Raw genomic sequence first — 25,073 nt, forward strand, 5'->3', positions numbered from 1 at the left:
CGTACCGTTCCCGGGCGCATCGGGTTATGTTGCGTTATATATGCTGCTGTCCAGAACAGTCACCTCAAGGCCCTCCAGCGATGTCCGATACTCCCATCCCCGCTGCCGTTACCCCCGAACCGCAGGCCGTGTCCATGCAGGCGAAGCGGAGCGCGATCTTCATCGTTGCCACTGTCAATCCGGACGCGGCGAGCCGCGACACCGTACGCGCATGGTGCGCGGATATCGCCGCACTGGTGCGGGCGGTGGGCAAGCGGATACCTGACGGCGGCCTGTCGTGCGTATGCGGCTTCGGTTCCGACGCCTGGGATGCGCTGTTCGGTACGCCGCGACCGGCCGGCCTGCACCCGTTCCGTGAGTTCGGTTCGGGTGAGCGCCTTGCGGTGTCGACACCGGGCGACATCTTGCTGCACATTCGCGCCGACCAGATGGATTTGTGCTTCGAGCTTGCGACCCAACTGATGGGGCGACTCGGCACGGCGGTAACCGCGGTCGATGAAGTGCACGGATTTCGCTATTTCGATCAACGCAGCATGGTCGGTTTCGTCGACGGAACCGAGAACCCGACCGGCAGCGAGGCTGTCACGTTTACGGTGCTCGGCGGGGAGGACCCTGAATTCGCGGGAGGCAGCTATGTGCTGGTGCAGAAGTATCTGCACGATATGACCGGCTGGAATGCGTTGCCCGTCGAAACGCAGGAACGCATCATCGGCCGCACAAAACTCTCCGATATCGAACTCGACGACGCTGTGAAGCCAACCTCGTCGCACAGTTCGCTCACGACGCTCGAGGAAAACGGCGAGGAAGTCAAAATCCTGCGTGACAACATGCCTTTCGGGCGGCCCGGCTCCGGCGAATTCGGTACGTACTTCATCGGCTATGCCCGCTCGCCGGCGCCGATTGAACAGATGCTGGAGAACATGTTCGTCGGCCGGCCGCCAGGCAACTACGACCGGCTGCTCGATTTCAGCCGCGCGGTGACGGGCGGCCTGTTCTTTGTGCCTTCCGCGTCGTTGCTCGAAACGCTCGCGGATCGCAGCCCGGCGGCCGCCGCGAGGACGGCCAGGCAATGAAGGTGCAGAGATTCCATTTAGAAATGTGATTGGCGCGACAAAACGGTTTCGGCGCATCGGGCCTAAAATTAAAGATGGCGTTGGTCCCTTTGCGTGGGACCAGTCGCCTTACTCCCTTCCATCCACGGCAGGCGGCCATGGGCACTCACGATGCGCGTTTCGTTCGCCCGGCGCTGGCAGCGCTCTGCGTGGCTTCGCTCGCAACGCTCGTCGCGTGTAGCGGCAGCTTCTGCGTCGGCGTCGACGGTTGTGGCGGCGGAAACGGGTTGCAAAACGTCGCCATATCCGGCACGGCCGCCACCGGCAAGGCGCTTGCCAGCGCGATGGTCAGCTTCAGTTGTGTGCAGGGTTCGGGCTCCACCCTGTCAGACGGCGGTGGGCACTACAGCGCCACGTTCAACGCCACGCTTCCCTGCATCCTCACCGTGACCTCCGGCGGCACAACCCTGCATTCGCTGGCTTTTGCCGGCGGCACCTTCAATACGACGCCTGAGACCGAGCTGATGCTCGTCTACCTCGCTTCGCAACTCGGTACGAGTGAGACCGGCCTGATTGCGGGTTTCCCTGGCAACGCGCAGTTCCAGCAGGTGCTGGCAAATCAGACCGATGTGCTGGCTGCGCAATCAGCGGTCGTCACGAATCTGCAGCAGCGCTATGCGGTCACGCTGACGACACCGGCGTTTCTGACGACGCCGTTTTTCGTCGGGCAAGCGGGCGTCGACAGCGATCTCGGCGCGCTGGCGACAGCAGGCGCCATCGACGCCAATGGCATGCCCGATCCGGCCGCCGTCTCGCTGCTGTCAGCGGCGGGTCTCGCTCATCCGCTCACAACGACGTCCGCACCATCATCCGGCACCGGCGGCACAGGCAGCGGCACCGGCGGCATGATGTGAACTGAGGCGTGCTGCTGCTTCGGCCGGTGCAGTTGTGCGCGAGGCAGTTTGAGGCTGTCTCGGCCAGAATCCTCTGTATCGATGAGTGATTCCGGTCGAATAGCTGCGCAATATGCTGAAGCGATTCGCCTTTCCGCCATTGTTCCCACATTAACGCTTTCTGGCTCTCGCTGTAATAGATCCGGGTTCTGTACTTCATCTGCAACACTCCCGCTGCTCACGCAGCTTCGATTGTGTTGCATCGACGGGTTGAATCCGCACCAGTCAACGGACCTTCGCGCGCCGATCCGGCCAGTCACGTCGTTCGTCTTTGCGAACGCTGGCGACTCGCCCATCACTCGAGTTGCGAATAGCAGCTTCATGGTTCGCGAGAGCCTTGCCTAGCCCCGAGAGAACGTGACTTCGTATGTGCAGAGCTTCCCGTCTATAGGGTCGATGGTCTCCGGTGTGGTATAGATGAGTCGGTCCCCTCGAAACGCCAGGAAACGCACCTGTCGCTTGCCTGTCCAGAGCTCGTTCCAACTGCCGTCGAGAGTGTGGATAACGCGATCGGATTCGACTACATACGTTCCGATGTAGGCGAACATCGAATCGAAGAGCGCAATCTTTTCTTCATTGTTGAGTGGGTTTGAGGCGGGCCGCAGTCGCCCGCTTCTTAGCACGAAGACCATCACGCGTCCGTCCGCAGAGTAGTTGATGTAACCGAACGGATTGGGACCGAGATATGGCCACACGCGCATAATCCTAGCCCGGAAACACGCTCTCGCAACACACTTCGGGCGCGCCGCTATCGTCCCGAGGCTGCCACGCACTTGCCGGCCAGCACGAAGGATGGATGACCACTAGACCTTGCGGATTCAACCGCGTTCAGACGTCGGCTCCGCTCTGCAAACGGTCAATACAACTAAAAGAGTTAAATTGCCCGATCGCCGCTTTTCAGAAACGCCTGGCAAAGCCGACGGTCAAGCCGTGCGGCAGAATCTGTACGAAAATGGGCGTCTCCCATGTGGTCGCCAGGTAGCCGACTGCGGTGCCCAGCGCCCAACCCGCAAGCACGTCTGTTTGCCAGTGCGCCTGCGCCTTCATCCGGGCCACCGCGTCATAGGCGGGCAGCAGTTCGAGTGCCCACACCCAAGGGTAACGTCGTCCGTAGTTGACGATAAACGGCGTGACGAAGCTCGCCTGCAAGGTTACTTCTCCGCTTGGGAAGCTGTCGCCACCGCTCACGAACCACGCGTTCGGCCCCTGTCCGCTATTGGGGCGCGCACGGCGAAACGCGTATTTCATGCCCTGCGCGGCAACCGCAGATATAGCCTCGGCATCCACCGTTTGCCAGAAAGTATGGCCAAGCTCGTTGTCGTTGCCCAGCCAGAACGCACCGCCCACACCAATAGCGATCGCCGAATACTCCAGTGCCAGCTGGACGTTCCGGTTCCAAATGCCGCTCTGGTTGTATGCCAGTTCATGGTCAAGACCAGCGTGAGCCGTGAAGCTGACGATACATAACGCTGTCGAGAGGATCAGACGTTTGCAGGCGCGGCTCAAGAATGCCAATGACCTGGTGGACATGGACACCCCCCGTTCGTTCGTGGCGCATACCTTACGAATGAAAGATCGCTGTGGCGGCTCGCGTCGCAGCTGGGACTTCCTCTGACGGGAGCTTAACGCCAGTCACCGTGAATGTCTGCAGCAATGAGGATGACAAGGCGTCTCTGATGCTGATAAACGCATCAAATTTGCGAGGGGATCAGTAACAGCAAGTGCCAATCGTCTGACGCATTACGCCACCTAACGCATTTACTTCAGCGGCCTCGTAGCCAACATGGTCGATGACCCGTTAGACGGCCGTCGATTCGGCGGCTGCTTTATCCCCGGAAGCTGCCCGTGGCTGATCAAGTCAGCGAAAGACAGATAAGGGTCCGATTACAGCCGGGCGCCATCCAACACCTGTTTTGTCCGACATGCGGGATTCGGACTTTCGCGCATTTGGAAGTCGGCGGCCGGGATATTGTCGACAGTCAATGCCAGTTGTCTCGATGGCGTGGGGGTTGGGATGCTGCCTTCAAAGCCAGTTGACGGCGCGTGTTTCTGAAAGGAGATTGCGATGGCTGAGCTCGTAACATGCCTGTGGTTTGATCAAGGCAGAGCGCGTGAGGCGGCGGCGTTTTACGCCGCCACCTTTCCCGACAGCCGTGTCGATGCAGGTCATGTATCGCCGATACCGGGCATTGGGCAGGGTCCGGAGTTGACGGTCGAGTTCACCGTGCTCGGCCGGCGCTTCGTGGGGCTGAACGGCGGGCCCAACTACAAGGCGAATGAGGCGGTAAGTTTCATGGTGCAGACTGATAGCCAGGAAGAGACCGACCGATATTGGAACGCCATTATCGGCACTGACGGAGAGGAAGCGCCTTGCGGCTGGTGCAAGGACCGCTGGGGGTTTTCGTGGCAGATCACGCCCAGGCGGCTGCTAGAGCTTGTCAACGGGCCCGATCATGATGCCGCAAGGCGTGCGATGGAGGCGATGATGACAATGAAGAAGATCGATATTGCCGCGATAGAACGCGCGGCGGAGGCAAAGTAAGAGCGCACGAAAAGGCGCATCGGTTTTTTTACGGCCTATGGCGACTACGCATTCGCAGGTCGATTGGAGAGGTCGGTTTTGGGCTCAGTCATAGGGAATGCCGGTGGCCAGGTCGGAACGTGCGGCCTAGTCGACTGTGCGAGTTCTCGAAGCCTGACCAGCCGGCGCGACTGCAAGACGAAGTTCCCGGTAGGCAGTCACCAGCGCGTCGAGGCTGAATGTCCGGTTCAGGCCGCTGGGATTTGGCAACACCCATGCGCGCGCGCCGCCGAACGGTGTCGGTTGCAGGCCCCAGTGGATGTCGCGCCTGCCCGACATTGCGCAGAGCGCCATCTTCCCGAGGAAGGCAACGCATTGCGGCGCATATCGTTCAATCTTCCGCTCGAATTCCGTCGCAGCCGCTTTGAACTCCCATTGTGATAGTTCGTCCGCTCGTGCGGTTGGACGCGAGACCACGGTTGTCAGGCCACAACCATACTGCAGGAGAGTGCGATCGTCCTTAGGACAGATTTGTTCGGGCGTAAAACCCGCCAGATGAACGGCCCGCCAGAACCGATTGCTTCTGCCGGCAAAGTGGCGGCCGGTCGATGCCGCACTGACGCCCGGATTGATGCCGCAAAACACCACGGATAAACCCGGTTCAAGGATATCAGGAAGACTTTGAAGTGAATCGGAGCGGGTCACGGATGGTATAAGCCTTTTCGTGAAGTACATTCGAGCCGCCGGGCGGCAACAACAGGCGACCTCGACGACACTTTCTTCTGGATTGCATCGAGATGCTCTGACGGAAGGGCCTGGAACCATCCTCGCCTGTTCCTTCATCGGGAGTGGGGCTCCCACAAGCGCAGCAGTTTGGGCCACGCCGTCACGGCGGACAACCGGCAAGAGGGTCGATTTCAGGTCAAATGTGCCCCGATTCTGGCCAGCGACGGTCTATGCCACTGGCTCGCCACCCGAGGGGGGCCCGCGCTAACCAGGCCAACTTCGGGTAGACCGGAAAGCCATCCCACACTTTCCATCCCTGCTGATCCGACTTGCTCGTTGACACCGCTATAAGCCCACCGTTGCCTGCATACCTGCCTCACCACGGAATCGCTGGCGATACTGTCTGGGCGTTACGTTAAGCCGCCGGAAGAAAGTCGTTCGCATATGCGTGGCGCTGTGAAAACCACAATTGAACGCCACAGTCTTGAGAGGAGCATCTGTCTCCTCGAGTAACTTCCTCGCGGTGTCAACGCGAACCTGTTCGACAAACGCGGACGGTGTTACCTTTGCATACTTCGCAAATAGCCTCGAGAAGGTACGTCGGCTGACTGCAACTGCGCTCGCAAGCTGTTCGATCGATAGCGTATCGGTTATGTGCTCGGTCACGTATCGGAGCACCTTGCCGACGATCGGATCGTGGTCCTTCCGTACTCCGACGTAAGGGCTGTATTGAGACTGCCCACCTTCTCGCTGGATGTAGACGACCAGACGTTTCGCAACCCGCACCGCAAGCTCGTGCCCCCAGTCCTCCGCCACGAGCGATAGACACAGGTCGATGCCTGCCGTCACGCCGGCAGAGGTAAAGAGGCGTCCGTCACGGATGAAAATCCTGTCGGGCCGCACACAAGCCTGCGGAAACTCGTCGGCGAGGCGGTCCGCATCGGCCCAGTGGGTCGTCACTTCCTTGCCGTCAAGCAGCCCGGCGTGCGCGAGCACGAATGCTCCGTTGCAAACGGAGCCAAACCGTGCTGCGCCGCGCGCCTGGTCTTGCAACCATTTCAGAAATTCGCTTGGTAGCTGGGCATCAGGCAACTGCGGTCCTCCTGCTATCAACAGCAGGTCACATGGAGTATCGAAGTCCGCATAGCCATAAGGCACTGAGAGTCCCATCCCGTTCGAGCAGGACACGGTGCCAGCCTCGTATCCTATGAGAGAGACCTGATATTTCTGATGCTCAGGCAGAAATGTATTTGCTTCTGCGAATACGTCCAGGGGGCCAGCAACATCCAGCGCCTGCACACCATCGAATATAACAATGGCGACTTTCATGCCGTGACCCTCATTGATTGTAAGCACGCCGCCATTGGTACGACTCCGCGCCGCCCGGTGGGCGGCTTGCCTGCCGGTTCGCGACATAAATTTATCCTGGATGGAACGAAGTTTATAAGCGAAGCGTGGCGGGATAAAGGGTCTGTGCTGAAAGTCACTTGTTACATGGAGCATGGGTACGCAACCCAGGAATGCTGGTAAGGGTCCGCGCACGAGTGACGCGAGGGCCGCGTCGCCCTTCATGACCTGTTCGCGGCCGACGCCGTGCCGGCAGTTGCAACGTGGCTCAAATCTCCCGGGCGGCGACCGTTTGCATGTTGTGGGAAAGCGGCGGAGCGGAAGTGGCATCGTAATGGCCGGGATCCAGCCCATCCTGGCCCATATGCGACCTTCTTGGGCGTGTGTGCAGCTTCAATCATTGTCAGAATGGGCAGAGCCATTCCTCACGATTCTTCCAGAAGCACATCAAGAAAGTGCTAGATGGGTTGCGCCTTGTACGGAGAACCCGTCAGAGCAGTCGTCCATAAGCTGGTACGGAACATACGCTGTTCTCGAGTTGGAAGGGAAATCGCCCTTTGATTTTGGGCGCTGATATGTCAGCGCCCTTTCCCATGCGAGCCAGCCATGACCAAAAACCCAAACGCTGCTTTAAAAGTCCTCCCGAAACCACCGCTTGCCGGCGAATCGATGTCGGGTGCAGACATCATCCTGCGCGTACTCAGCGAACAGGGCGTCGATACCGTATTCGGTTATAGCGGCGGCGCGATTTTGCCGACGTACGATGCCGTCTTTCGTTTCAACGAAATGCACGCGGACAATCCCGAGCGCCAGATCAACCTCGTTGTGCCCGCCAATGAACAGGCCGCCGGCTTCATGGCCGCTGGTTATGCGCGCGCGAGCGGAAAGGTTGGCGTATTCATGGTTACGTCAGGCCCCGGGGCGACGAACGCGGTGACGCCGATCGCCGACTGTAACGGTGATTCGGTCCCGGTTGTCCTCATCTCCGGACAGGTACCTCGAGCCGCGATCGGCAGTGATGCTTTCCAGGAAGCGCCAGTCTTTAACATCATGTCGGCGTGCGCAAAGCAGGTGTTTCTGGTTACCGACCCGGCAAAGCTGGAACAGACACTGCGGACCGCATTCGAAGTCGCGCGCACCGGCCGTCCTGGCCCGGTTGTCGTGGATGTGCCGAAGGACATCCAGAACTGGACTGGCATTTACCATGGGCAAGGTGCATTGGAGTTTCGAGGCTACTCCGATCGTCTTCGAAAGGTGGCCAGAGGCGCTCGTCTCGAAGACGACAAGCGCAGCGAATTTTTCGATCTGCTGGCGCGGAGCAAGCGGCCGCTGCTGTATGCCGGCGGCGGCGTTATCACGGCCGGCGCGACGGCTGAATTGCGTCAGTTTGCAGAGCGCTATCGGATCCCCGTGGTGACCACGTTGATGGGGCTTGGCGCAATGTCCGTAAAACACGAACTGGGGCTCGGTATGCTGGGCATGCACGGCGCGGCCTGTGCGAACTACGCGGTGGAGGATTGCGACTTCCTGATCGCGGTGGGTGCCCGATTCGATGATCGCGTCGCCGGTGGCCGTCCTGACGCATTTGCGCCCGGGGCGCAGTATGTCGCGCATATCGACATCGACGAAGCGGAGATCAACAAGGTTAAACGGGCGCACTGGACGCACGTAGGCGACGCGAAGAATACGTTGCTGTCACTGATGAAGCACGGTCCAGTCGCGCAAGCGCCTTTAGACTGGCTCGATCATATAAAGGAATTGAAGCGGGTCTACGGTATGAACTATGACCGGAGCAATCCGGCGATTCAGCCGCAGTTCGTTGTCGAAAAGCTCAGCGAAATTACCGGGGGGCGAGCAATCATCACCACAGGCGTCGGCCAGCATCAGATGTGGGCTGCGCAGTTTTTCGACTTCGTCGAGCCTCGAAGCTTCCTTACTTCGGGCAGTATGGGGACGATGGGTTTCGGGCTGCCCGCAGCTATCGGCGCTCAACTGGCGCGACCGGATGCCCTTGTGATCGACATCGATGGCGACGGCAGCATCCGCATGAATATTGGCGACCTGGAGACGGCAACCACGTACGGCGTGCCTGTCAAGGTACTGCTGATCAACAATCTCGGTGACGGAATGATCCGGCAGTGGCAACGTCTCTTTTACGAGGGTCGACTGTGCGTGAGCGACAAGTCGCTTCATCGCAAGGATTTTGTCATGGCAGCTCGGGCCGACGGGTTTGAGTTTGCCTGTCGCGTTGAAGCAATGAGCGAACTCGAGGACAAACTCAAGGCCTTCGTAGATTTTGACGGGCCGGCTTTCCTCGAAGTGATGGTCGACCAGAACGCTGACGTGTTTCCGATGGTGGGGCCTGGGCAAGGCTACTCGAATATGATCACCGGACCGTTTATCCCGTCCCGGTCTGAGCGAGAACCCGAAGGGAAGGGCGCAGAGCGTCAAGCGGCTGCGGATATGTTCTAACCATACTTCGCGCAACGAACCTCGACATGTAAAGAAAGACGCAACAACAAACAATGGACAAGATTTCCGCAATGAAGGCGTATGTGAAGGTGGTCGAATCGACCAGCTTCACGAGAGCCGCCGAAGTTCTGCATACGTCGGCAGTCTATGTTAGCCGTATGGTTCAGGCCCTTGAGTCGGATCTGGGCGTGAAACTTCTTAACCGGACAACCCGTCGAAGCAAGCCGACGGATGCGGGCCTTCGCTACTACGAACGTTGCGTCGCGCTTCTTCGGGATCTAGACGAAATGGACGCCGACGCTCAGGCTTCCAGGGGAAGCAAAAGCGGAACAGTCCGTATCAGCATGCCCTCGCTAGTCGCGAAGTCGACCGTTATCCCGGAACTACCGAATTTTTTCGCCAATAATCCTGATATTCGACTGGACATCAGCATTGCTGATCACCACCCCGATCTGATCGAAGAGGGGCTCGACTGCGCCCTGCGCGTGGGAACGGTAAGCGAACCTGGACTAGTCGCTAAAACAGTGGGTCATTACAAAACGCTGACCTACGCGTCGCCCGACTATATCCAGGCCTATGGCGAGCCCTTCACCCTGGATGACCTCAGCGATCACATCGGCGTGAGTTACGCCATGAAGTCAGGCCGTATCAGAAGTTGGGAGTTTCTCGAGGGAAACGAGGTCCGTTCCGTTCCGCTGAAGAGCGCGATCCTGGTTAACGACGCAGATACCTACGTGGCATGTGGGCTTGCGGGCCTCGGATTGATACAGGGGAGCACCTTTATACTCGACGCTCATGTGCGATCGGGCCGACTGAGCAAGGTTCTGAGAGACTATCCGTTAAATCCCCGCCCTGTGTCCGTTGTGTATATGCCTAATCGAACCAAGCCGAGGCGGGTTGACATTTTTATCGACTGGTTAATCGATTTGTATTCGACTCAGCTGACCGAGCAAAGCTGATTCGCATTGGCGGCGACTGGTTTCAGGTTTGACAACTGACGGCTGACGTCGGGTCCTAACACGAATCATCTACGGATCAAGTCGCGCCAATCACCGTTGCGCGAGGCAAATGCAACGGGTGAATCGACGTCTGCGTCGTGCGATCCGGATGTTGGCGAGCGTGACTGCACCAAATATGCGGGGAAGCGCACAGAGTCATTGGGGTCGGGGCGATACGCTGTTCGATCCGGCAGAAAAGTCTCCACCTGATTTCCAGGAGCAGCATTTCTGCACGTCCTTCGCAAGCCCCAGCTCTACGAGCAGTCGGGGAATGATCGCTCACAGCACCAGGTCGACGTCGGGGAGCCGCGCTACGCCGCGGAAAGCAGCGTTAACGCAATCAGGGGCCACCGATGCGTCTCCAAGCCATCAAATATGCCTTGATTCTTGCCTGCGGGTGCATGGCAGTCGCCGATGCACTGGCCGCCGATGCTGCCGGCGTCGTCAAGACCCTCAAGGGCACGGTGCAGATCGAGCGGGCTGGAGCAAGTTCGGGCGCGGCCGTCGGCAGCGAAGTTTACGGCAGCGATCGCATCGTGACCGGCCCGGAATCCTCCGTCGGTATCACGCTGCGTGACACCACCCAACTCTCCGCCGGCGCCAATACCATCCTCGACCTCAACAAATTCGCGTTTAATACCACGACCCATGATGGGGTGCTCGACGCCAGCATCAAACGTGGTTCCCTGGCCGTGATTTCCGGAAAGCTGGCGAAAGCGAATCCGGACGCCGTCCGTTTCAGCACGCCGACTACCACACTGGGCGTGCGCGGCACTGAATTTATCATCGAAGTCGGCGCTAACGGGGAGAGTGCACGTTGAAGGCCGCACACCGACGTCATCGGCGGGCATCTGCGGCGGCATTCGTCATGGTGGCTTTCCTGGCCGGATGTAGCACGCCCCCGGACAGAATTATTTTATTGCCGGATCCGGAGGGCAAAGTCGGCGCGGTCATTGTCCGCAGCGCCACCGGAGAGCAAACCATAGACAAGGCTTACGCTGGGGTTGGCGTCACGAAGGGCGGCGCCATCGAAAAAACGATGGATAGTCAATCCAGTGTGCAGGCACGATACGGCGAGCTGCTCGCGGCCCGGCCTCCGCGCCCCATGACATTTACGATTTTTTTTCTCTTTGACTCTGCCACCGAGTTGGCCCCGGAGTCATCCGTCACGGTTAAAAAGTTAAAAACCGTCCTGGCTACCTGGCCTGCGCCTCAGCTCGTGGTGGTCGGTCACACCGATCAGGCGGGCTCTCAGGAGTTCAATGACAGACTGTCAATACGGCGGGCGGAGAGTGTTGCAGCGTTCCTGATCAAGCAAGGCATTCCTGCCCAACAGATAGAGACTGCTGGCCGGGGCAAGCGCGAGCCACTGGTCCCCACGGCAGATGGTGTTCCCAATCGCATGAACCGACGCGCAGTCATTACAATTCAATGACCCGCGTCAGTTATCGACGCTCAATGGCCTTTCTTTGATGAAACGCTATTACGACCCATGGCTTGCCCGGATCAGGAATCTGCTGAAGGCGGCCCAGGGGCGTCCGGTGGCGCTGGTGGTGCTGTTCGGCCTGAGCCTGCTCAACCTGTCCAGCGAATGGCCGGGCAACATAGCACGTCCGGCTTTCGTGGGCGCGCTTGACGAGACGCTTCCTGACTCCTTTAGAACGGCCCGGCAACTTCTGTTCGACCAGTATCAACGTCACTTCCCGCGGATTCCGACTGCAGAGCCCGTGACCATTGTCGAGATCGATGAGGAGACGCTGGAAACCGTCGGTCAATGGCCCTGGCCGCGAAATCGACTCGCGAGCCTGATCGATGCCATTGCGGCACTGAAACCGCTGGCTATCGGTCTCGACATTTACATGCCGGAGCCGGATCAGACCTCTCCCGACAAGGTGGCCGGCAATCTGCCGAAAACGGCTGCGGCCCTGGCCGCCGGCTTGCGGGCCCTTCCCAGTCACGAAGCCATTCTCGCCAGATCGTTGCGCGCAGCGCCGACCATACTGGGTGCCGCGGCGCTCGATCATGCCGCCTTCACCACCAGCACCGATCTGCGAAGCGCTCCGATCCTCGTGCATGGCACCGACCCGCTGGGCCGCGTGCGACGGTACGACTATGTGCTCGCCAGCCTGCCAGAATTGCAGGCGGCGGCCCACGGACAGGCGATGCTGAGCGTCGCGCTCGAACAAGGCGTGGTCCGGCATATTCCTCTCATCATGGGTTTGGGGGAGAAACTGGTCCCCAGTCTGCCGATGGAAATGCTCCGCCTCGCCACGGGTTCATCGGCGATCGACGTCTTTGCCGATGCATCGGGCGTGCAGGCGGTGGGTGTCGCGGATGTGCTGGTGCCCACGCAGCCCGGCGGTGACATCTGGTTGCATTTCGCGTCCATTCGGTCGACGCTGAACCGCTACGTGTCGGCACGCGACATCCTGCAGGGAACAGTCGATCCGGAACGGATCCGGGACAAACTGGTGCTGGTCGGACTGACCGGCGCCGGCGTGACCGACATGCGCACGACTGCGTTGGGGGAACTGGTGCCGGGTATCGAAATTCAGGCGCAGGTCATCGAGACGATTTTCGAGGGACGTTTCCTGCGCCGCCCCACCTGGCTGAAATGGGCAGAAAGCGCCTTCATCGTGACGTTCGGGTTGCTGATTATCTGGTATGTTCCTCGCCCGCAATCGCGGTTTGCGATGTTCATAAGAGTCGTCCCCAAAGGGGTCGCCGCTCTGGGTGTCTTCCTGCACGTGCTGAATATTCTATGCTGCTTCTATATTTTCATGCGTGTCGGACTGCTGGTCGATGCGGCCTCGATTTTCATTATCCTGTCCGCGGTCATGGGCTGCTTCTTTACACCCGCGTTGCTCCACGTCGACAAACAAACCAGAACAGAAGCCACCCACGCGCAGGGGCGTGAAGGCGACAACGACCGCACCGGCCAGGCGCCATGACCTTGAGGTAGCGGTCGCGCGAATGGCCGTTGCAACTTGCGGATTCAACGGGGGATGCAACGCACTTCTATGGGGCATTGGAAGTCAAGCCCTTGGGTGGTCTGTTTTCCGTGGGTCAGCTGTCTCCAATTGAGGGTGCTGCGAGTTATCCACCACGGCCAGCGGGTCGTCTGTCACGACCACGTCGCTGGCCGTGGTGGATAACTCGCATGGCGAAGATGCCTTATTTCAGTTTGGAATCCTTTATATAAATCGACACTTCAACAGGATTGAAGTCGGAGTGTTTGATGTCCGGGCGTTTGCCCGGTCTAACTTCTATGGGGCATTGGAAGTCAAGCCCTTGGGTGGTCTGTTTTCCGTGGGTCAGCTGTCTCCAATTGAGGGTGCTGCGAGTTATCCACCACGGCCAGCGGGTCGTCTGTCACGACCACGTCGCTGGCCGTGGTGGATAACTCGCATGGCGAAGATGCCTTATTTCAGTTTGGAATCCTTTATATAAATCGACACTTCAACAGGATTGAAGTCGGAGTGTTTGATGTCCGGGCGTTTGCCCGGTCTAACTTCTATCCGTGCCGGCACCGGGCCGGTCACCCCATACCGCATGCGCAGAGCGCTGGAACCACTCCTTTACCGACGCGCCCCATCTAAAGCCACGATTACCCGTCGGGTAACCCGTGTGTTGCCCGGGCGCGCTGACCTTCAAGCCCTGTCGTCGATCGACGTTGGCCGCTCAGGTCGCAACGGCGTTGCTGCCAGATGGCTTGAGTGTTGCCCCGAGCGGAATCTCGCCATATTGCAGATAGCGCCACAAGGCGATCGCGAGACGGCGCGCAAGCGCGACAATGCCGATACGTCGCAAGCGCTTGCCACCGCCTGCAAAGCGCTGGTTAAACCATAGGCTCAACTGGCTGGCCGGCTGGAAGCGCAGCCAGCTCCACGCGAGTTCTACCATCAGCCACCGGGCTCGTTTGTTGCCAGCCTTGCTGATGCCCTGCTCGACCTCACTGGTGCCACTTGCGTACGGCGTCGGCGCGAGGCCCAGGCAACCGGCGACTTCCCGGCGGTTGTGAAACTGCCGCCAGCCGAACAGTTCCTTGACCAGGGTCCACGCACCTCCCGTACCAATACCCGCAAGCCGCGCCAGCACGGCAATCGCGGGCTGTACGCCGTCGCGCACCTGTTGCTCCTGTAGCGCTTCAAGCGTCCTGATCTGCGTGGCAACCAGCGAGAGCCGCTCGGACTCGCGTTCAATTTCGGCGCGCAGACCTGGCCATAGCTGTGCGGCGTGCTCAGCCCACCAGCGCGCCCACGCGCGACCACCGATGCGCTCGACCCGCAGGTTGTGCAGCACCAGCAGCGAGCGGATCCGGTTGCTGTGGGCGGTGCGCTCCTGACGCAGGCGTCCGAGCTCCCGATGCAAACGTCGCTCATCTTCCTGCTCCGGGGTCGGAATGCGTGCGACCGCCCACACCCGCCGCTCACCGCCGTAGTAGCGCATCAGCATCGACAGCAGCTTGTCGGCGTCGAGCCGGTCCGTCTTCGCGCGGCGGGCCCGCCGGTTCACTTCGATACTGGCCGGATCCACCACCAGGTTGGTGATTCCATGTGCGGCCAGCCAGCGGTGCAGCCAGAAACCATCACGGCCCGCCTCGTAGCAGCTGCGCACCGGGGCGTCGGCGGCCAGATGGCAGTGGGCTTTGGCCTTCGCGATCGCGGTCAGCACCGCGGCGGTGTCGCCCGACGTCACCGTACACCGGCTTGGCGCGCGCACGCCGTTGCCGAGCGACAGCTTCCAGCTCTTCTCACCCAATTCGAAGGCGACATACAGCCAGCCGGTGATCGTTGTATCCCGCCCCTGAAGGGCCGTGTCAGGCGCATCCATTTGCGTGCTCCTTTCGAAAAACGAGTGTCGGAATCCTCGTTTTACTCCAGGGGCCTTACTGCTGCGGCCCTTCCATAGTATCTAAAGACTGCGCGATAGAAGTTCATGACCAGGACCTGAATCTCTTTTCGGTCGCCGGACCGCCAAAGAAACTGCCTTGATTGCCTTGTCGACAACCCCCATCGGAGAAATGGAAATAAAATACCTGGATGACTACGTACGCCGCTCTCTTGCGGGCCGTGAATGTTGGCGGCACCGGCAAACTTCCCATGTCCGAACTTCGTGCGATGTGCGAATCACTTGGCTTTTCCAAAGTCCGCACTTATATCGCTAGTGGCAACGTCGTATTTGAAAGCAGGCTTTCTGAAGCGAGTGTGAAGGCGAAGCTTGAGCGTTGTCTGGAGACGTACGCCGGCAAGCCGGTAGGGGTTCTGATCCGGACGGGCGCCGAACTGGCCGCGGTTCTTGCCGGGAATCCCTTCAGGTCAGCGGCACCGAATCGAACAGTCGCGATATTTCTGGATGCGCCGCCGCCTGAGGACATTCTCGCGAATGTAAGTGGCCAGCAGACAGAAGAAATCGCGCTCGGGACGCGCGAGATTTACGTGTACTACGGAGAAGGAATGGCGCATTCAAAACTGAAAATTCCGGGCGCCATGACCGGAACCGCCCGCAACATGAATACCGTAGCCACGCTCGTCGAGTGGACGGCTGCGTAGCCGCCGGGCGCAATCAGGAAGGCCGACGACGGCTATACGTATCTGAATCCGGCGGATTTCCAGAAAGACTCTGCAGTTCAAGGTGCCGGCTTCGTCTGTGCGGTCTGGCCTGCGCTCGTTACCGCATTTCTTTCTGCTCGATGTTTGGCGGCAACTTTTTCTTCCGCGGCCTGAAGATCGGCCGGGTATGCGCCGTCGTCGCCTTGGGATGGGTTATAACCCGCAGCCTCTAGTTCTTCGAGTTCATGCATGACCTCTGCACGGGTGACTTGATGAGTCGTGGGCTCCGGCATGGTTTGCGCGTACACGCAGACTGAAGTCGACATGAGGACTGCGCCTGCGAGAGCCAGGCTGCGCCATGGCCGGTCAGCAAACCGATTCTTTGAATCAGATTTCATAGTGGTGCTCCCAGAGTGTTGGGGTGCTTGTTCATGCGGATGACGGGTCGAACTGTGAATCACCTGAGTGACGTGGGGCCAGCACCAACCCGCCGGACAAAGCACGTGTTCAATGAGCCGCGCTGTTCGAACCAGACGCGTTCTGATGTGCAAGACGTTCCTGCTTCATGCGCGCGACCTGGGCCGCGTAGATCGGGTTGACATCCGGGTACGAGGTATCGGTGACGTAGTTCAGACCGTTCTGCTGTGCTTCGATCAACTCCTGATATACCTCGGCGCGTGTCTTGCTCTGGGCAAACGCACTTGACGAGGCGAGAGCTGATAGCGAAATGGCTATCACGAGATATTTCTTCATTTCAGACTCCTAAGTGTTTACAAAGGATCGTGCGGTGTGCATTGAGTAAACCCCACGATGCCGCTGGTTATTCCCAGTCTTTGTGAAAAGACGCTGGTTTTATCGAAGCGTGACCGATTCTTCTTCGCAGTCTTATAGCGGCAGTCTCGCCTGGTCTGTGAATGCGCTAGGCATTCAGCGAAGTCTTCCGCAATCGTCGACGCTCCAGCCAGTTACGCAAATGGCCGGCGACGAAAGCGCTGACGATCAGCGACAGGTACAGGGTGATGAGATTGTGACGCCAGGCATCGAGGGCGAGTTGATGCGCGACCAGTTTCGGATCGGGCGCCGGCAGGACAACGCTTTTCGCCACGACGGCCTGCATCATCCTCACAAAGCCGGCCGCGGAAAGCAGTGGCAGCAGGACTACGAATGCCAGCAGCGCGGGCTTCGCGCGGCGCGCCAAAGGATAGTGGCGCAAACGGAACCACAGTCCGAGGCAACCGTGTATCCACCCGGGCGCGAGCAGCGCAAGTTGCAAGCCTTGTGTGCCACTTGTGAGCAGCACGATGATCACGCGCTCATAGTTCGGTTCGAAACCATAGAGCGAGGCCGAGAGCCGGGTCGCGACTGCATGGCGGATGAGTAGCAGGGGCAGGCTGAGGCCTGCCCACAGGCGTATCCATTCGGTGGGCGGCAGTGCCCAGTGGCGGCGTCCGTATATCGTGCGTACCGCAAGTGCAAAATGCAGGGAGGCCGCACCGTACAGTGCGATCGTTCCGGGCACGCTATGCCAGAGTCGCAGCGCCAGCGTGAGGCCTCGACCTGCCAGGTCGAGCGACCAGATTCCGAGTGCATGATTGACCAGGTGGAGAAAAAGATAAATCAGCAGCACGACGCCCGACCCGAGTTGAAAACGACGCAGAACGGATTGCATGTGGACCTTCAACGGGTGGTAGTGGCCGACGTAATGCCCGCCGCTTTCCCGGCTGCGTGCTGTTGGGTGAGATGCTCCTGTTTAATGCGGGCAACCTTTTTCATCTCAGTCTCCTATGGGTGTTACGCGATATGCGATGAGTAGACGCTGCTTCATCGCCGGATATTCCCGCGCTTTTGATAGAACACTGGGTGCCTCGTCGACTCGCCGTCGAGGACCGGCATGGCGTACTGGATGAGGCGGCATCTGCCGCCGGTCAGGCGTTGCGGGAAGTGAGAGCAGGCCATTTACTCCGGGCATGAAGGGGCGTGCCCGGGTTCCTGGCGCGGCTACAATGCCCGTGAGATCAGTCGTCTACGTCGCTCGCTGAGAGCGTGGGGCAGTGTGTAAAAAGGCGTCGAATGGTGTATCGGCTTAACATGCGATGCATTCCGGCGACCGTCCGGGAATAAAAATGGCATGCCGGCGGTTAGGTAACTGTCGGCCACGGATTGCGGTTACTGCAGGAATTTCATTTCACAATGGCCGATCCCATCCTCGCGAAGCGCTTCGAAACGCTCGTATTGCCTCATATGAATTCGGCCTTCAATGTTGCGCGATGGCTGACGCATAACGACCAGGACGCGCAGGACGTGGTGCAGGAAGCGTATCTTCGCGCGTTCAGGTTTTTCGGCGGATTCCGCGGCGACGATGCCCGCGCATGGCTATTGAGCATCGTGCGTAACACCTTCTACACCTGGTATCAGCAGAACCGGGGCCACGCACCGGATACGCTGGAGTTTGAGGAAGACATGCACAGCCTTGAGATGAGTACCGCCGACCACGACGTCAGTCCTGAAGCGATGCTTATACGCAGCCAGAGCCAGAAGCGGGTGCATAAGGCGTTGCAGGGTTTGCGTCTGGAGTACCGGGAGGTGATTGTGCTGCGGGAGCTGGAAGAATTGTCGTATAAGGAAATCGCCACGATTGTGGGCATCCCGATGGGGACGGTGATGTCGCGCCTCGGGCGTGGCCGCCAGCAACTCGCGACGCTGCTCGCATCGACGGATCGGGAGGCGTGATGGATCACGAACAGGCGTCCGAACTGCTGCCGGGCTATCTCGATCAGGAATTGAGCCTGTCCGAAGCGCTCGAATTCGAGCGCCATCTGGCTGGCTGCGAACAGTGTCAGCGGGTCTACGCGCAACACCGTGAGGTGAGTGCGCAACTCCGGCAGGCGGATTTGCGCGTCGAGGCGCCAGCGGAACTGGTGAAACGCATCAAGGCTGCGTTGCCGGGACGGCCCCCGCTGTGGCAGCGGCTGGTCGAAGGATTCGGCTGGCACAGCGGCGGTGGGTCGTTGAACTGGGCGCCGGTTGGCGCGATGGCGATGAGCCTGGTTGCGTTGGCCTGGAGTGCGGGTTTGTACCTCTCGGTGCCGTCCGGCGAGACGCGCCTGACTCAGGAACTCGTGGACAATCATATTCGCTCGTTGCAGTTCAACCACCTCTCCGATGTGATTTCAACCGACCGGCACACGGTCAAGCCGTGGTTTGACGGCAAGCTGGATTTCGCGCCGCCTGTCGTCGATCTCGTGCAGCAGGGGTATCCGCTGGTCGGCGGGCGGCTGGATTACCTGAACGGGCGGCCGGTGGCCGTGATGGTCTATCGGTACAAGCTGCACCCGATCAATCTTTATGTGTGGCCGGGCAACGACGCGGGCTTCACGCCTCACATCGACCAGCGGCAGGGCTACCATCTGGCGCACTGGAGTGCCGCAGGCATGAATTACTGGGCGATTACCGATGCCGGCGACGCTGAACTAAACGGTTTCGTCACGAACCTGCGTGCGCATACCGCTTCGTAGCGGTCGTGGCTTCAGGCGCGTTGCCGCTGGCCGGTGCGGCACGTCGTACACGCCCTTTCTCATGCATGGCGCGAAGTCCTTTGTGCGCGCTTCTGGATGTCTTTCTGCTTCGCTGCGCATTGAAGGACTGCATCGGCAAATCGCTGCAACGCCGATAACGAACCACACACGCTCTGGTATTCCTCGCGGCCGATTCTGCCCTCGAGCGTAACGGCCATTCCCGATGCACGGGCGATGTCGATGATGTCCATTTTGAGCCTCTTTTCGTGTGTTCCCGTTCGTAAGACCGGCAGCTTGGGACGGTTATTCCCGAATCCAGCCGGCTGCCGGAAATGGCAGCTCAGCGGGCCTGAGCGCCGGTTTCAACAGGCTCCTGCAGGTTCTGGCCGGGCAGTGAAGGGTGCGTGACGAACTGATCGCGAGCGGCGCGGTTTTCGATCATGGAATAAAACGGATGTCGCGGCAGTCTACCTCTTGAATCCGGTCCGGAGGCCCGTCGGATGATCCTGCGGCCCACCTCCCGAACCCTTATCGTGAGGTCACTATGTCGTCACATGTTCCATTTGATCCGTCGCGCCGCGGCGCGTTGAAATGTCTCGCTTACGGTGGCGTTGGCACGGTGTTCGTCCTGGCCGGCGGTATCCTCACGCCGGTGGAGTTAGCCCTTGCCGCCAACGCGAACGATTCCTCAGCTGCCGCGGGCGTCCCCCTGTTTCTCCAGATCAGCGACTCGCACATCGGCTTCAACAAGGAGGCCAATCCGGATGTCGCGGGCACACTCAAGCAGACGATTGAGTTCGTCAATGCGATGCCGGTCAAGCCCGCGTTGACGATTCATACCGGCGACATCACCCATCTTTCCAAACCGGCTGAGTTCGATCTTGCCGCGCAGTTGATGTCGGGCCTGAATATCACTGAGTTGCATACCGTGCCAGGCGAACACGACGTTACGGATGGACCGGGGACGGAATACTTCAGCCGCTTTGGCCAGGCCTCGGACAACAAAGGCTATTACAGCTTTGACCACAGCGGCGTGCACTTCGTCGCGCTCGTCAATGTGATGCATTTCAAGCCGAATGGTTTGGGCGGTTTAGGCGACGAGCAGCTCACCTGGCTGGAAAACGATTTGAAGGGCCGTTCGTCCAGCACGCCGATCGTCGTCTTCGCGCACATGCCGATGTGGACGATCTACGAGCCGTGGGGTTGGGGCACGGGTGATGCGGGTCAGGCAATGAGCTATCTGAAGCGCTTCGGTTCGGTGACCGTCCTGAACGGCCATATTCACCAGATCGTGTCGAAGGTCGAGGGCAATATCACGTTCCATACGGCGCGCTCGACGGCCTACCCGCAGCCGACCGCCGGCAATGGACCCGGCCCGGGGCCCCTGACAGTCGCGAGCGATCAGCTTCCAAAGATGCTGGGCGTGACCAGCATCAAGATCGTGCGCCGGCCGCTCAAGGCGACGCTCGCTGACTCGACGCTTGTGTGATTCCAGATACCGCTCACTAACAGGACCAACTCATGCTAACGACTATCTTTCGCCGCGCCTACATCGTTCCCCTCCGGGCCGGGATGCTCATGGCGGCGCTGTCTTTCGGCTTCACTGTCGCGCACGCTCAGGACTCTAACGCCGTTGTGATCAAGAATTTCATGTTTTCGCCGATGTCGATTACGGTCAAAGCCGGGTCGACGGTGACCTGGAAGAATCTTGATGGCGAACCGCATACCGTTGTGAACGACGCCGGCTTGTTCCGCTCCGCCGCGCTCGACCAGAACGACTCGTTCCAGTTCAAGTTCGATAAGGCGGGGGTCTACAAGGTGTTCTGCGGGATACACCCCAATATGAGAGAGACCATCACCGTGCAGTAGGCGCGCTCAGCCCGACTTCAGATTCGACCGGACGGTACGGCGCGGATTTCTATGAGCCGTTCCGTCCTCAAGACGGCGACATCGTCGCAACCCGCCATCGCATGTTGCGCGAGCCGACCAACCGGCCTGTCGCCGCTCCGGGACAAAATACGTTCGTGGGAGGTGCATAATCCGGGTTGAATTGTATTTCCCTTCAGTTGCAGGACGCGTCGCAAGCGGCGCACCCCTTACCTGCAACGTTGGCGGACTGACGCGAATCCCTGGTCTGAAGGAGTTTCGGAATGACTCTCAGCAGCGTAGCGCCAAACGAACCGATCAACGTAGGTCAGTTGACCATTCAGTACCTGATAGATGGAACGGCCACCGGCGGGATGGGTGTTTTTGAGTTGACTGTGCCGCCCGGTTCGCAAGTACCGCCGCCACACAGCCACACACGTAACGAAGAGTGCGTCTATATGCTCGAGGGCATACTTCGGTACTCGGTCGATGGGGTAGTCCGAGACCTGACGCCGGGAGAATGGATGTTTACCCCGCGTGGATCGGTCCATCACTTTGGCAACCCGCACAGTGGCACGGCGCGCGCACTGATCGTCCTTACGCCCGACATTGGTGCCCAGTATTTTCGTGACGTCGGAACAATCGTAAATGCCGGTGGCCCGCCCGACCGCTCAAAGCTTCTCGGCGTCATGTCCAGGTATGGGCTGGTGCCGGCGCGCGTTTCCTGAGCTACGTTTGAGCCTCTGATAATGCAAGTTGAGATCCGCTGCTCCTTACCAATAGTCGTTGTTTTCGCCTCAAGGCCACTTGCTGGTTGACGCCCGGTTGCGCTCAGGAGCATGACTTGTCATGACGGCCGATCGGCGCAAAGGCGCGCGTCGCCTGGGCGTCAGATTTCCTTAAGGTCATTCCGCTTGCAAAGCCATGCTATATGATCTCGTTGAGCTGATCCCACACCAGGAATTTGACAACGAATCACCATGGAGGTCGCGATGCAAAGGCGGAATTTCATACGGGCAGGGGCTGTCGCCGGTCTTGCGTTTGCCGTTTGCACGGCCACGATGAGTCATGCAGCAACCAGCGAGAGCAATTCAGCGAAGCGGCGGTCGATCGACGCAAAGGTCCGGGGCACCATGTCGCGGCTCTATGCGAACGTCAAGGGTTCGCGGGAACTTGTCGCAAAGGCGAATGGCGTGCTCGTATTCCCTTCCGTGCTTCAAGCCGGCTTCGTCGTGGGCGGTCAGTACGGCGAAGGTGCGTTGCGCGTGGGCGGGCAGTCGGTGGGTTACTACAGCACAGTATCCGGATCGTTCGGCTTCCAGGCGGGTGCCCAATCGAAGGCCATCATCTTCCTGTTCATGACGCGCGAAGCGCTGGACAGCTTTCGCAACTCCGAGGGCTGGTCGGTCGGAGGCGAAGGATCGGTCGCGCTCGTGAAGGTAGGTGCGAACGGGGCGATTGATACGACCACGGCAACTGCGCCGGTAGAGGTGTTCGTGCTGACGAACGCCGGTCTGATGGGCGACGTCTCGCTCTCGGGGACCAAGGTGTCGCGTTTGAAAATCTGATGACGGAGTTGACCCGTGGCTTCGCCCGGCTGAGAACGGGCAGGCCGGACGCGTCAGATCATCGACGCATCCGGCAAGTTGCGCCCGGGCTTTTCCGCTCGCCGATACGTTAGCTCGCCGTTGCCGCGATCCCGTCGCTGCGGACAGCCCGTCCGCCGACCAGACACACGATCAGTGCGGCCACGACGAGCACGCATAGCGCCATTCGCAACCCGAGGAAGCCCGCGCCGAATCCAATCAATGGCGGACCGACCAGAAAGCCCGCGTAGCCTGCAGTGGCCGCCATCGACACACCGATCGCTGGCGTCAGCGTCGAGCGGCCCGCTGCGCTGAAGATGACCGGGACGATATTGGCCAGACCCACGCCGACCAGCGCGAATCCCACGCAGGCGGTCAGGACATTGGGCAGGCCCAGCACCAGGGCGAGCCCCGTTGCCGCCACAAGACCACCGATGGCAACCACCTTGCTGGAGCCGAACCGATGGACGGACACGTCGCCGATAACACGACAGGCCGCCATCGAGAGTGCAAACGCGGAGTAGCCGAGTGCGGCAATGCTGGCCTCGCCGCTCAGCGTCGAGCGCAGGAACACGGCGCTCCAGTCAGCCACTGCGCCTTCGACCATCATGCAAAGGAAGGCGAGCGCAGCAAGCTTCATCACACCTGCACTGGGCAAGGCAAATCCGCTGGCAGGGGGCGCGGCCGCACGCGGTCCGAGGTCCCGCAGCGCGATAACGGCAGCGATCAGCACAAGTCCGCCGATGAACACGTCGGGCAGCACCAGCCCCCCCACAATGCCGACACTCCATTTCTGGATCATTGCGCCGGTCGCGGCACCGAGCAGGCCGCCCGCACTCCACGCCGCATGGAACGAGGACATGATCGGCGACTTCCACTTCGTTTCGATCGTGCTCGCGTGTCCGTTCATCGATACATCGAGCGCACCATTCGCCGCGCCCAGCGCGAGGAGCACGAAGCAGAGCAAAGCGAGGTTGGGCACGAGCGCCGGTAGCGGCAGCGCAACGACGAACGCCGCGCCGAGCAGTGCAGTAGCCCGGCCGCTTCCGAACCGGGGCGCGAGCCGCCCGGCAAGCGGCATCGCGACGATGGCGCCGAGCGCAAAGGCGAACAGCGCGATCCCTAACGCGGCATCGCTCAGCGCAAGGCTCTCCTTGATACGCGGGACTTCGACGGCCCAGGCGCCAATCCCGAATCCATTGGCGAGAAACACCGCGAGGGTGGCGATCCGCTCCCTGACTGGCTTCATCATGGTGCAACCATCACGGTGTCGCAGGCCGCTTCGAGGCTGGCCAGCCGGTCGGCGGAGAGCCCGGATTCCACGATCAGATAATCGACGGCCGATGCCGGCGCAACAAGATAAGGCGCGGCGGTCATCAACTTCTCCGAGGTGACGGCAATGGCGACCAGCCCGCTCGCTTTCACCATCGCCCGTTTGAGTTCGGCATCTTCGGCTTCGAATGCCGCGACGCCTTCGGTGGGGTCGAGCGCGCACGCGCCGAGGAAGCACAGGTCGGCCCTGATCTGCTGGATCTGGAGCAAGGCGGTGGCGCCCGTCGAACCCGCCACGCGCCGACCGACGCGCCCGCCGATGAGAATGACATCGAATCCCGGCCGGTCCTGCATGCGTACGCAGGCCTCGGCCGAGTTGGTGACAACCGTGAGATCCGCATTGTCCGGAAGCGCTTCAGCGATCGCGACGTTGGTCGAACCGGCGTCCAGCAAAATGATCTGCCTCGGCTGGACGATCGACGCCGCGACCCGGGCGAGGCACGCCTTTCGATCGACGCCTTCACGCATGCGAGTCGATGCCGGAATGCCCGCCGGCGAAGTGAGCAGGGCGCCGCCGTAGACCCGTTTGCAATGTCCCGCGCCGGCGAGATCGCGCAGGTGACGGCGGACCGTGTGCTCAGACGTCTGAAGTTCGGCAGCGAGTTCGGATGCCAGCACCCGGCCCTGCGCGCGCAGCCGCTCCAGAATCAGCCTTTCGCGTTCCTCGGGAAGCAGCCCGTCGATTGCGTCCTGTCGTGTTCGTTGCATGTCTTGCCCGTTTGCCCGGTGGATGAATCAATCACAATCGAGCAAAACATATCATAAACGAGCAAAGCGGGCAACAGGGCGCCTTCTGGACCTTGCGGCGCCTGTGCCGGCGCCGCGTTCGTGGGCTAATGCAGAGCGGTTTTGAATTCGTCGAGGCCCAGTCGCACGGGCTCGGTCGGTTTGAAGGACTTCCTGTGTGCCGCCACTTTCAGAATCTCGCACAGGGCGTCTTCGAACGCCACGAGGAGGTCGGTGCGGCGTCTGCTCGCTGCGCCGCAGTACGTCATCAATGCTTCAGCACTCACTTCGAAAACCTGAACGCGATCGTCAAAGCACACACGAAAGGCCACCGTTGCGCACTCCGTGACGCACGGCCTGAAAGCTTCATCAACATATACCGACATGGCGATCTCCCAACACAGCACATCCGAGTGAACAGGATGAC

The 25,073-nt window shown here is 60.2% G+C and carries 27 protein-coding genes and 1 pseudogene; 15 read left to right on the forward strand and 13 right to left on the reverse strand.

The window, feature by feature from the left end; all coding sequences use genetic code 11:
• The first annotated feature begins 80 nt into the window (after positions 1–80).
• Both P3T21_RS18305 and P3T21_RS18310 read left to right on the forward strand, forming a co-directional pair.
• Positions 81–1,073 (forward strand): Dyp-type peroxidase, encoded by a 993-nt coding sequence (locus P3T21_RS18305; RefSeq protein WP_429257348.1) that lies wholly within the window; start codon positions 81–83, stop codon positions 1,071–1,073.
• 137 nt (positions 1,074–1,210) lie between these two features.
• On the forward strand, positions 1,211–1,966 hold the full coding sequence (locus P3T21_RS18310; protein WP_429257349.1) for a hypothetical protein: 756 nt from the start codon (positions 1,211–1,213) through the stop codon (positions 1,964–1,966).
• Between the two features lie 55 nt (positions 1,967–2,021).
• On the opposite strand, the pseudogene P3T21_RS18315 reads toward P3T21_RS18310, so the two are convergent.
• From P3T21_RS18315 to P3T21_RS18325, 3 genes and pseudogenes are all read right to left on the reverse strand, one after another.
• Positions 2,022–2,165, reverse strand: a pseudogene (locus P3T21_RS18315) (IS30 family transposase); the annotation flags it as partial.
• A 181-nt stretch (positions 2,166–2,346) separates the two neighbouring features.
• Complete coding sequence (locus tag P3T21_RS18320; RefSeq protein WP_429257350.1) at positions 2,347–2,706, reverse strand: lipocalin-like domain-containing protein; 360 nt, start codon at positions 2,704–2,706, stop codon at positions 2,347–2,349.
• 196 nt (positions 2,707–2,902) lie between these two features.
• Positions 2,903–3,535 (reverse strand): phosphatase PAP2 family protein, encoded by a 633-nt coding sequence (locus tag P3T21_RS18325; RefSeq protein ID WP_429257351.1) that lies wholly within the window; start codon positions 3,533–3,535, stop codon positions 2,903–2,905.
• Positions 3,536–4,070: 535 nt separating this feature from the next.
• On the opposite strand from P3T21_RS18325, the gene P3T21_RS18330 reads away from it, so the two are divergent.
• Positions 4,071–4,547 carry a VOC family protein gene (locus P3T21_RS18330; RefSeq protein WP_429257352.1) on the forward strand — a complete coding sequence of 159 codons (477 nt, stop codon included), beginning with the start codon at positions 4,071–4,073 and terminating at the stop codon, positions 4,545–4,547.
• A gap of 126 nt (positions 4,548–4,673) precedes the next feature.
• On the opposite strand, the gene mug is transcribed toward P3T21_RS18330, so the two are convergent.
• Both mug and P3T21_RS18340 read right to left on the reverse strand, forming a co-directional pair.
• Positions 4,674–5,261 (reverse strand): G/U mismatch-specific DNA glycosylase, encoded by a 588-nt coding sequence (gene mug, locus P3T21_RS18335; protein ID WP_429257353.1) that lies wholly within the window; start codon positions 5,259–5,261, stop codon positions 4,674–4,676.
• Positions 5,262–5,597: 336 nt separating this feature from the next.
• Complete coding sequence (locus P3T21_RS18340) at positions 5,598–6,581, reverse strand: GlxA family transcriptional regulator (RefSeq protein ID WP_429257354.1); 984 nt, start codon at positions 6,579–6,581, stop codon at positions 5,598–5,600.
• 624 nt (positions 6,582–7,205) lie between these two features.
• On the opposite strand from P3T21_RS18340, the gene ilvB reads away from it, so the two are divergent.
• The 5 genes from ilvB (at position 7,206) to P3T21_RS18365 (ending at position 13,020) form a co-directional block, all read left to right on the forward strand.
• The gene (gene ilvB, locus P3T21_RS18345; protein WP_429257355.1) at positions 7,206–9,071 is read left to right on the forward strand and encodes a biosynthetic-type acetolactate synthase large subunit; all 1,866 of its coding nucleotides are present in this window, start codon (positions 7,206–7,208) and stop codon (positions 9,069–9,071) included.
• Positions 9,072–9,124: 53 nt separating this feature from the next.
• Positions 9,125–10,030: a LysR family transcriptional regulator gene (locus tag P3T21_RS18350; RefSeq protein WP_429257356.1), complete on the forward strand. Its 906-nt coding sequence runs from the start codon at positions 9,125–9,127 to the stop codon at positions 10,028–10,030.
• A 392-nt stretch (positions 10,031–10,422) separates the two neighbouring features.
• Positions 10,423–10,890, forward strand: a complete 468-nt coding sequence (locus P3T21_RS18355; protein WP_429257357.1) for a FecR family protein — start codon at positions 10,423–10,425, stop codon at positions 10,888–10,890.
• A complete protein-coding gene (locus tag P3T21_RS18360) occupies positions 10,887–11,504 on the forward strand; it encodes an OmpA family protein (RefSeq protein ID WP_429257358.1) in 618 nt (205 codons plus the stop codon). The genes P3T21_RS18355 and P3T21_RS18360 overlap by 4 nt, the downstream gene beginning before the upstream one ends.
• A 37-nt stretch (positions 11,505–11,541) precedes the next feature.
• On the forward strand, positions 11,542–13,020 hold the full coding sequence (locus P3T21_RS18365; protein ID WP_429257359.1) for a CHASE2 domain-containing protein: 1,479 nt from the start codon (positions 11,542–11,544) through the stop codon (positions 13,018–13,020).
• Positions 13,021–13,750: 730 nt separating this feature from the next.
• On the opposite strand, the gene P3T21_RS18370 is transcribed toward P3T21_RS18365, so the two are convergent.
• Positions 13,751–14,902, reverse strand: a complete 1,152-nt coding sequence (locus P3T21_RS18370) for an IS110 family transposase (RefSeq protein ID WP_429257360.1) — start codon at positions 14,900–14,902, stop codon at positions 13,751–13,753.
• Positions 14,903–15,111: 209 nt separating this feature from the next.
• Between P3T21_RS18370 and P3T21_RS18375 the strand changes: the two genes are divergently transcribed.
• On the forward strand, positions 15,112–15,621 hold the full coding sequence (locus P3T21_RS18375) for a DUF1697 domain-containing protein (RefSeq protein WP_429257361.1): 510 nt from the start codon (positions 15,112–15,114) through the stop codon (positions 15,619–15,621).
• Positions 15,622–15,698: 77 nt separating this feature from the next.
• On the opposite strand, the gene P3T21_RS18380 is transcribed toward P3T21_RS18375, so the two are convergent.
• The 3 genes from P3T21_RS18380 to P3T21_RS18390 all read right to left on the reverse strand — a co-directional run bounded on the left by P3T21_RS18380 (position 15,699) and on the right by P3T21_RS18390 (position 17,290).
• The gene (locus P3T21_RS18380) at positions 15,699–16,019 is read right to left on the reverse strand and encodes a DUF4148 domain-containing protein (protein ID WP_429257362.1); all 321 of its coding nucleotides are present in this window, start codon (positions 16,017–16,019) and stop codon (positions 15,699–15,701) included.
• 109 nt (positions 16,020–16,128) lie between these two features.
• A complete protein-coding gene (locus tag P3T21_RS18385) occupies positions 16,129–16,374 on the reverse strand; it encodes a DUF4148 domain-containing protein (RefSeq protein ID WP_429257363.1) in 246 nt (81 codons plus the stop codon).
• Between the two features lie 166 nt (positions 16,375–16,540).
• Positions 16,541–17,290, reverse strand: coding sequence for a hypothetical protein (locus tag P3T21_RS18390; protein WP_429257364.1), 750 nt, complete (start codon positions 17,288–17,290; stop codon positions 16,541–16,543).
• A 521-nt stretch (positions 17,291–17,811) separates the two neighbouring features.
• Here P3T21_RS18390 and P3T21_RS18395 point away from each other — a divergent pair.
• Positions 17,812–18,351, forward strand: a complete 540-nt coding sequence (locus tag P3T21_RS18395; protein WP_429257365.1) for a sigma-70 family RNA polymerase sigma factor — start codon at positions 17,812–17,814, stop codon at positions 18,349–18,351.
• A complete protein-coding gene (locus P3T21_RS18400) occupies positions 18,351–19,136 on the forward strand; it encodes an anti-sigma factor family protein (protein ID WP_429257366.1) in 786 nt (261 codons plus the stop codon). The genes P3T21_RS18395 and P3T21_RS18400 overlap by 1 nt, the downstream gene beginning before the upstream one ends.
• A gap of 59 nt (positions 19,137–19,195) precedes the next feature.
• On the opposite strand, the gene P3T21_RS18405 is transcribed toward P3T21_RS18400, so the two are convergent.
• Positions 19,196–19,387, reverse strand: a complete 192-nt coding sequence (locus P3T21_RS18405) for a hypothetical protein (protein ID WP_429257367.1) — start codon at positions 19,385–19,387, stop codon at positions 19,196–19,198.
• 293 nt (positions 19,388–19,680) lie between these two features.
• On the opposite strand from P3T21_RS18405, the gene P3T21_RS18410 reads away from it, so the two are divergent.
• From P3T21_RS18410 to P3T21_RS18425, 4 genes are all read left to right on the forward strand, one after another.
• The gene (locus tag P3T21_RS18410; protein WP_429257368.1) at positions 19,681–20,625 is read left to right on the forward strand and encodes a metallophosphoesterase family protein; all 945 of its coding nucleotides are present in this window, start codon (positions 19,681–19,683) and stop codon (positions 20,623–20,625) included.
• 89 nt (positions 20,626–20,714) lie between these two features.
• Positions 20,715–21,005: a cupredoxin domain-containing protein gene (locus P3T21_RS18415; RefSeq protein ID WP_429257533.1), complete on the forward strand. Its 291-nt coding sequence runs from the start codon at positions 20,715–20,717 to the stop codon at positions 21,003–21,005.
• A gap of 281 nt (positions 21,006–21,286) precedes the next feature.
• The gene (locus P3T21_RS18420) at positions 21,287–21,730 is read left to right on the forward strand and encodes a cupin domain-containing protein (RefSeq protein ID WP_429257369.1); all 444 of its coding nucleotides are present in this window, start codon (positions 21,287–21,289) and stop codon (positions 21,728–21,730) included.
• Between the two features lie 264 nt (positions 21,731–21,994).
• Positions 21,995–22,570, forward strand: coding sequence for a BPSL1445 family SYLF domain-containing lipoprotein (locus tag P3T21_RS18425; RefSeq protein ID WP_429257370.1), 576 nt, complete (start codon positions 21,995–21,997; stop codon positions 22,568–22,570).
• A gap of 109 nt (positions 22,571–22,679) precedes the next feature.
• On the opposite strand, the gene P3T21_RS18430 is transcribed toward P3T21_RS18425, so the two are convergent.
• The 3 genes from P3T21_RS18430 to P3T21_RS18440 all read right to left on the reverse strand — a co-directional run bounded on the left by P3T21_RS18430 (position 22,680) and on the right by P3T21_RS18440 (position 25,032).
• Positions 22,680–23,840, reverse strand: a complete 1,161-nt coding sequence (locus P3T21_RS18430; RefSeq protein ID WP_429257371.1) for an MFS transporter — start codon at positions 23,838–23,840, stop codon at positions 22,680–22,682.
• Entirely contained in the window at positions 23,837–24,628 is a 792-nt protein-coding gene (locus tag P3T21_RS18435; protein ID WP_429257372.1) for a DeoR/GlpR family DNA-binding transcription regulator, read from the reverse strand. The genes P3T21_RS18430 and P3T21_RS18435 overlap by 4 nt, the downstream gene beginning before the upstream one ends.
• Before the next feature lie 125 nt (positions 24,629–24,753).
• Entirely contained in the window at positions 24,754–25,032 is a 279-nt protein-coding gene (locus P3T21_RS18440; protein ID WP_429257373.1) for a DUF1488 family protein, read from the reverse strand.
• Positions 25,033–25,073: the final 41 nt, after the last annotated feature.

It is taken from the genome of Paraburkholderia sp. GAS334, assembly GCF_050436625.1.
GTDB lineage: Bacteria > Pseudomonadota > Gammaproteobacteria > Burkholderiales > Burkholderiaceae > Paraburkholderia.

What these genes read in the sequence shown, in the direction of transcription:
- P3T21_RS18305 (WP_429257348.1), top strand. Translation starts at nt 81, where the DNA reads ATGTCCGATACTCCCATCCCCGCTGCCGTTACCCCCGAACCGCAGGCC.
- P3T21_RS18310 (WP_429257349.1), top strand. Translation starts at nt 1,211, where the DNA reads ATGGGCACTCACGATGCGCGTTTCGTTCGCCCGGCGCTGGCAGCGCTC.
- P3T21_RS18320 (WP_429257350.1), bottom strand. Translation starts at nt 2,706, where the DNA reads ATGCGCGTGTGGCCATATCTCGGTCCCAATCCGTTCGGTTACATCAAC.
- P3T21_RS18325 (WP_429257351.1), bottom strand. Translation starts at nt 3,535, where the DNA reads ATGTCCACCAGGTCATTGGCATTCTTGAGCCGCGCCTGCAAACGTCTG.
- P3T21_RS18330 (WP_429257352.1), top strand. Translation starts at nt 4,071, where the DNA reads ATGGCTGAGCTCGTAACATGCCTGTGGTTTGATCAAGGCAGAGCGCGT.
- mug (WP_429257353.1), bottom strand. Translation starts at nt 5,261, where the DNA reads ATGTACTTCACGAAAAGGCTTATACCATCCGTGACCCGCTCCGATTCA.
- P3T21_RS18340 (WP_429257354.1), bottom strand. Translation starts at nt 6,581, where the DNA reads ATGAAAGTCGCCATTGTTATATTCGATGGTGTGCAGGCGCTGGATGTT.
- ilvB (WP_429257355.1), top strand. Translation starts at nt 7,206, where the DNA reads ATGACCAAAAACCCAAACGCTGCTTTAAAAGTCCTCCCGAAACCACCG.
- P3T21_RS18350 (WP_429257356.1), top strand. Translation starts at nt 9,125, where the DNA reads ATGGACAAGATTTCCGCAATGAAGGCGTATGTGAAGGTGGTCGAATCG.
- P3T21_RS18355 (WP_429257357.1), top strand. Translation starts at nt 10,423, where the DNA reads ATGCGTCTCCAAGCCATCAAATATGCCTTGATTCTTGCCTGCGGGTGC.
- P3T21_RS18365 (WP_429257359.1), top strand. Translation starts at nt 11,542, where the DNA reads ATGAAACGCTATTACGACCCATGGCTTGCCCGGATCAGGAATCTGCTG.
- P3T21_RS18370 (WP_429257360.1), bottom strand. Translation starts at nt 14,902, where the DNA reads ATGGATGCGCCTGACACGGCCCTTCAGGGGCGGGATACAACGATCACC.
- P3T21_RS18375 (WP_429257361.1), top strand. Translation starts at nt 15,112, where the DNA reads ATGACTACGTACGCCGCTCTCTTGCGGGCCGTGAATGTTGGCGGCACC.
- P3T21_RS18380 (WP_429257362.1), bottom strand. Translation starts at nt 16,019, where the DNA reads ATGAAATCTGATTCAAAGAATCGGTTTGCTGACCGGCCATGGCGCAGC.
- P3T21_RS18385 (WP_429257363.1), bottom strand. Translation starts at nt 16,374, where the DNA reads ATGAAGAAATATCTCGTGATAGCCATTTCGCTATCAGCTCTCGCCTCG.
- P3T21_RS18390 (WP_429257364.1), bottom strand. Translation starts at nt 17,290, where the DNA reads ATGCAATCCGTTCTGCGTCGTTTTCAACTCGGGTCGGGCGTCGTGCTG.
- P3T21_RS18395 (WP_429257365.1), top strand. Translation starts at nt 17,812, where the DNA reads ATGGCCGATCCCATCCTCGCGAAGCGCTTCGAAACGCTCGTATTGCCT.
- P3T21_RS18400 (WP_429257366.1), top strand. Translation starts at nt 18,351, where the DNA reads ATGGATCACGAACAGGCGTCCGAACTGCTGCCGGGCTATCTCGATCAG.
- P3T21_RS18405 (WP_429257367.1), bottom strand. Translation starts at nt 19,387, where the DNA reads ATGGACATCATCGACATCGCCCGTGCATCGGGAATGGCCGTTACGCTC.
- P3T21_RS18410 (WP_429257368.1), top strand. Translation starts at nt 19,681, where the DNA reads ATGTCGTCACATGTTCCATTTGATCCGTCGCGCCGCGGCGCGTTGAAA.
- P3T21_RS18415 (WP_429257533.1), top strand. Translation starts at nt 20,715, where the DNA reads ATGGCGGCGCTGTCTTTCGGCTTCACTGTCGCGCACGCTCAGGACTCT.
- P3T21_RS18420 (WP_429257369.1), top strand. Translation starts at nt 21,287, where the DNA reads ATGACTCTCAGCAGCGTAGCGCCAAACGAACCGATCAACGTAGGTCAG.
- P3T21_RS18425 (WP_429257370.1), top strand. Translation starts at nt 21,995, where the DNA reads ATGCAAAGGCGGAATTTCATACGGGCAGGGGCTGTCGCCGGTCTTGCG.
- P3T21_RS18430 (WP_429257371.1), bottom strand. Translation starts at nt 23,840, where the DNA reads ATGATGAAGCCAGTCAGGGAGCGGATCGCCACCCTCGCGGTGTTTCTC.
- P3T21_RS18435 (WP_429257372.1), bottom strand. Translation starts at nt 24,628, where the DNA reads ATGCAACGAACACGACAGGACGCAATCGACGGGCTGCTTCCCGAGGAA.
- P3T21_RS18440 (WP_429257373.1), bottom strand. Translation starts at nt 25,032, where the DNA reads ATGTCGGTATATGTTGATGAAGCTTTCAGGCCGTGCGTCACGGAGTGC.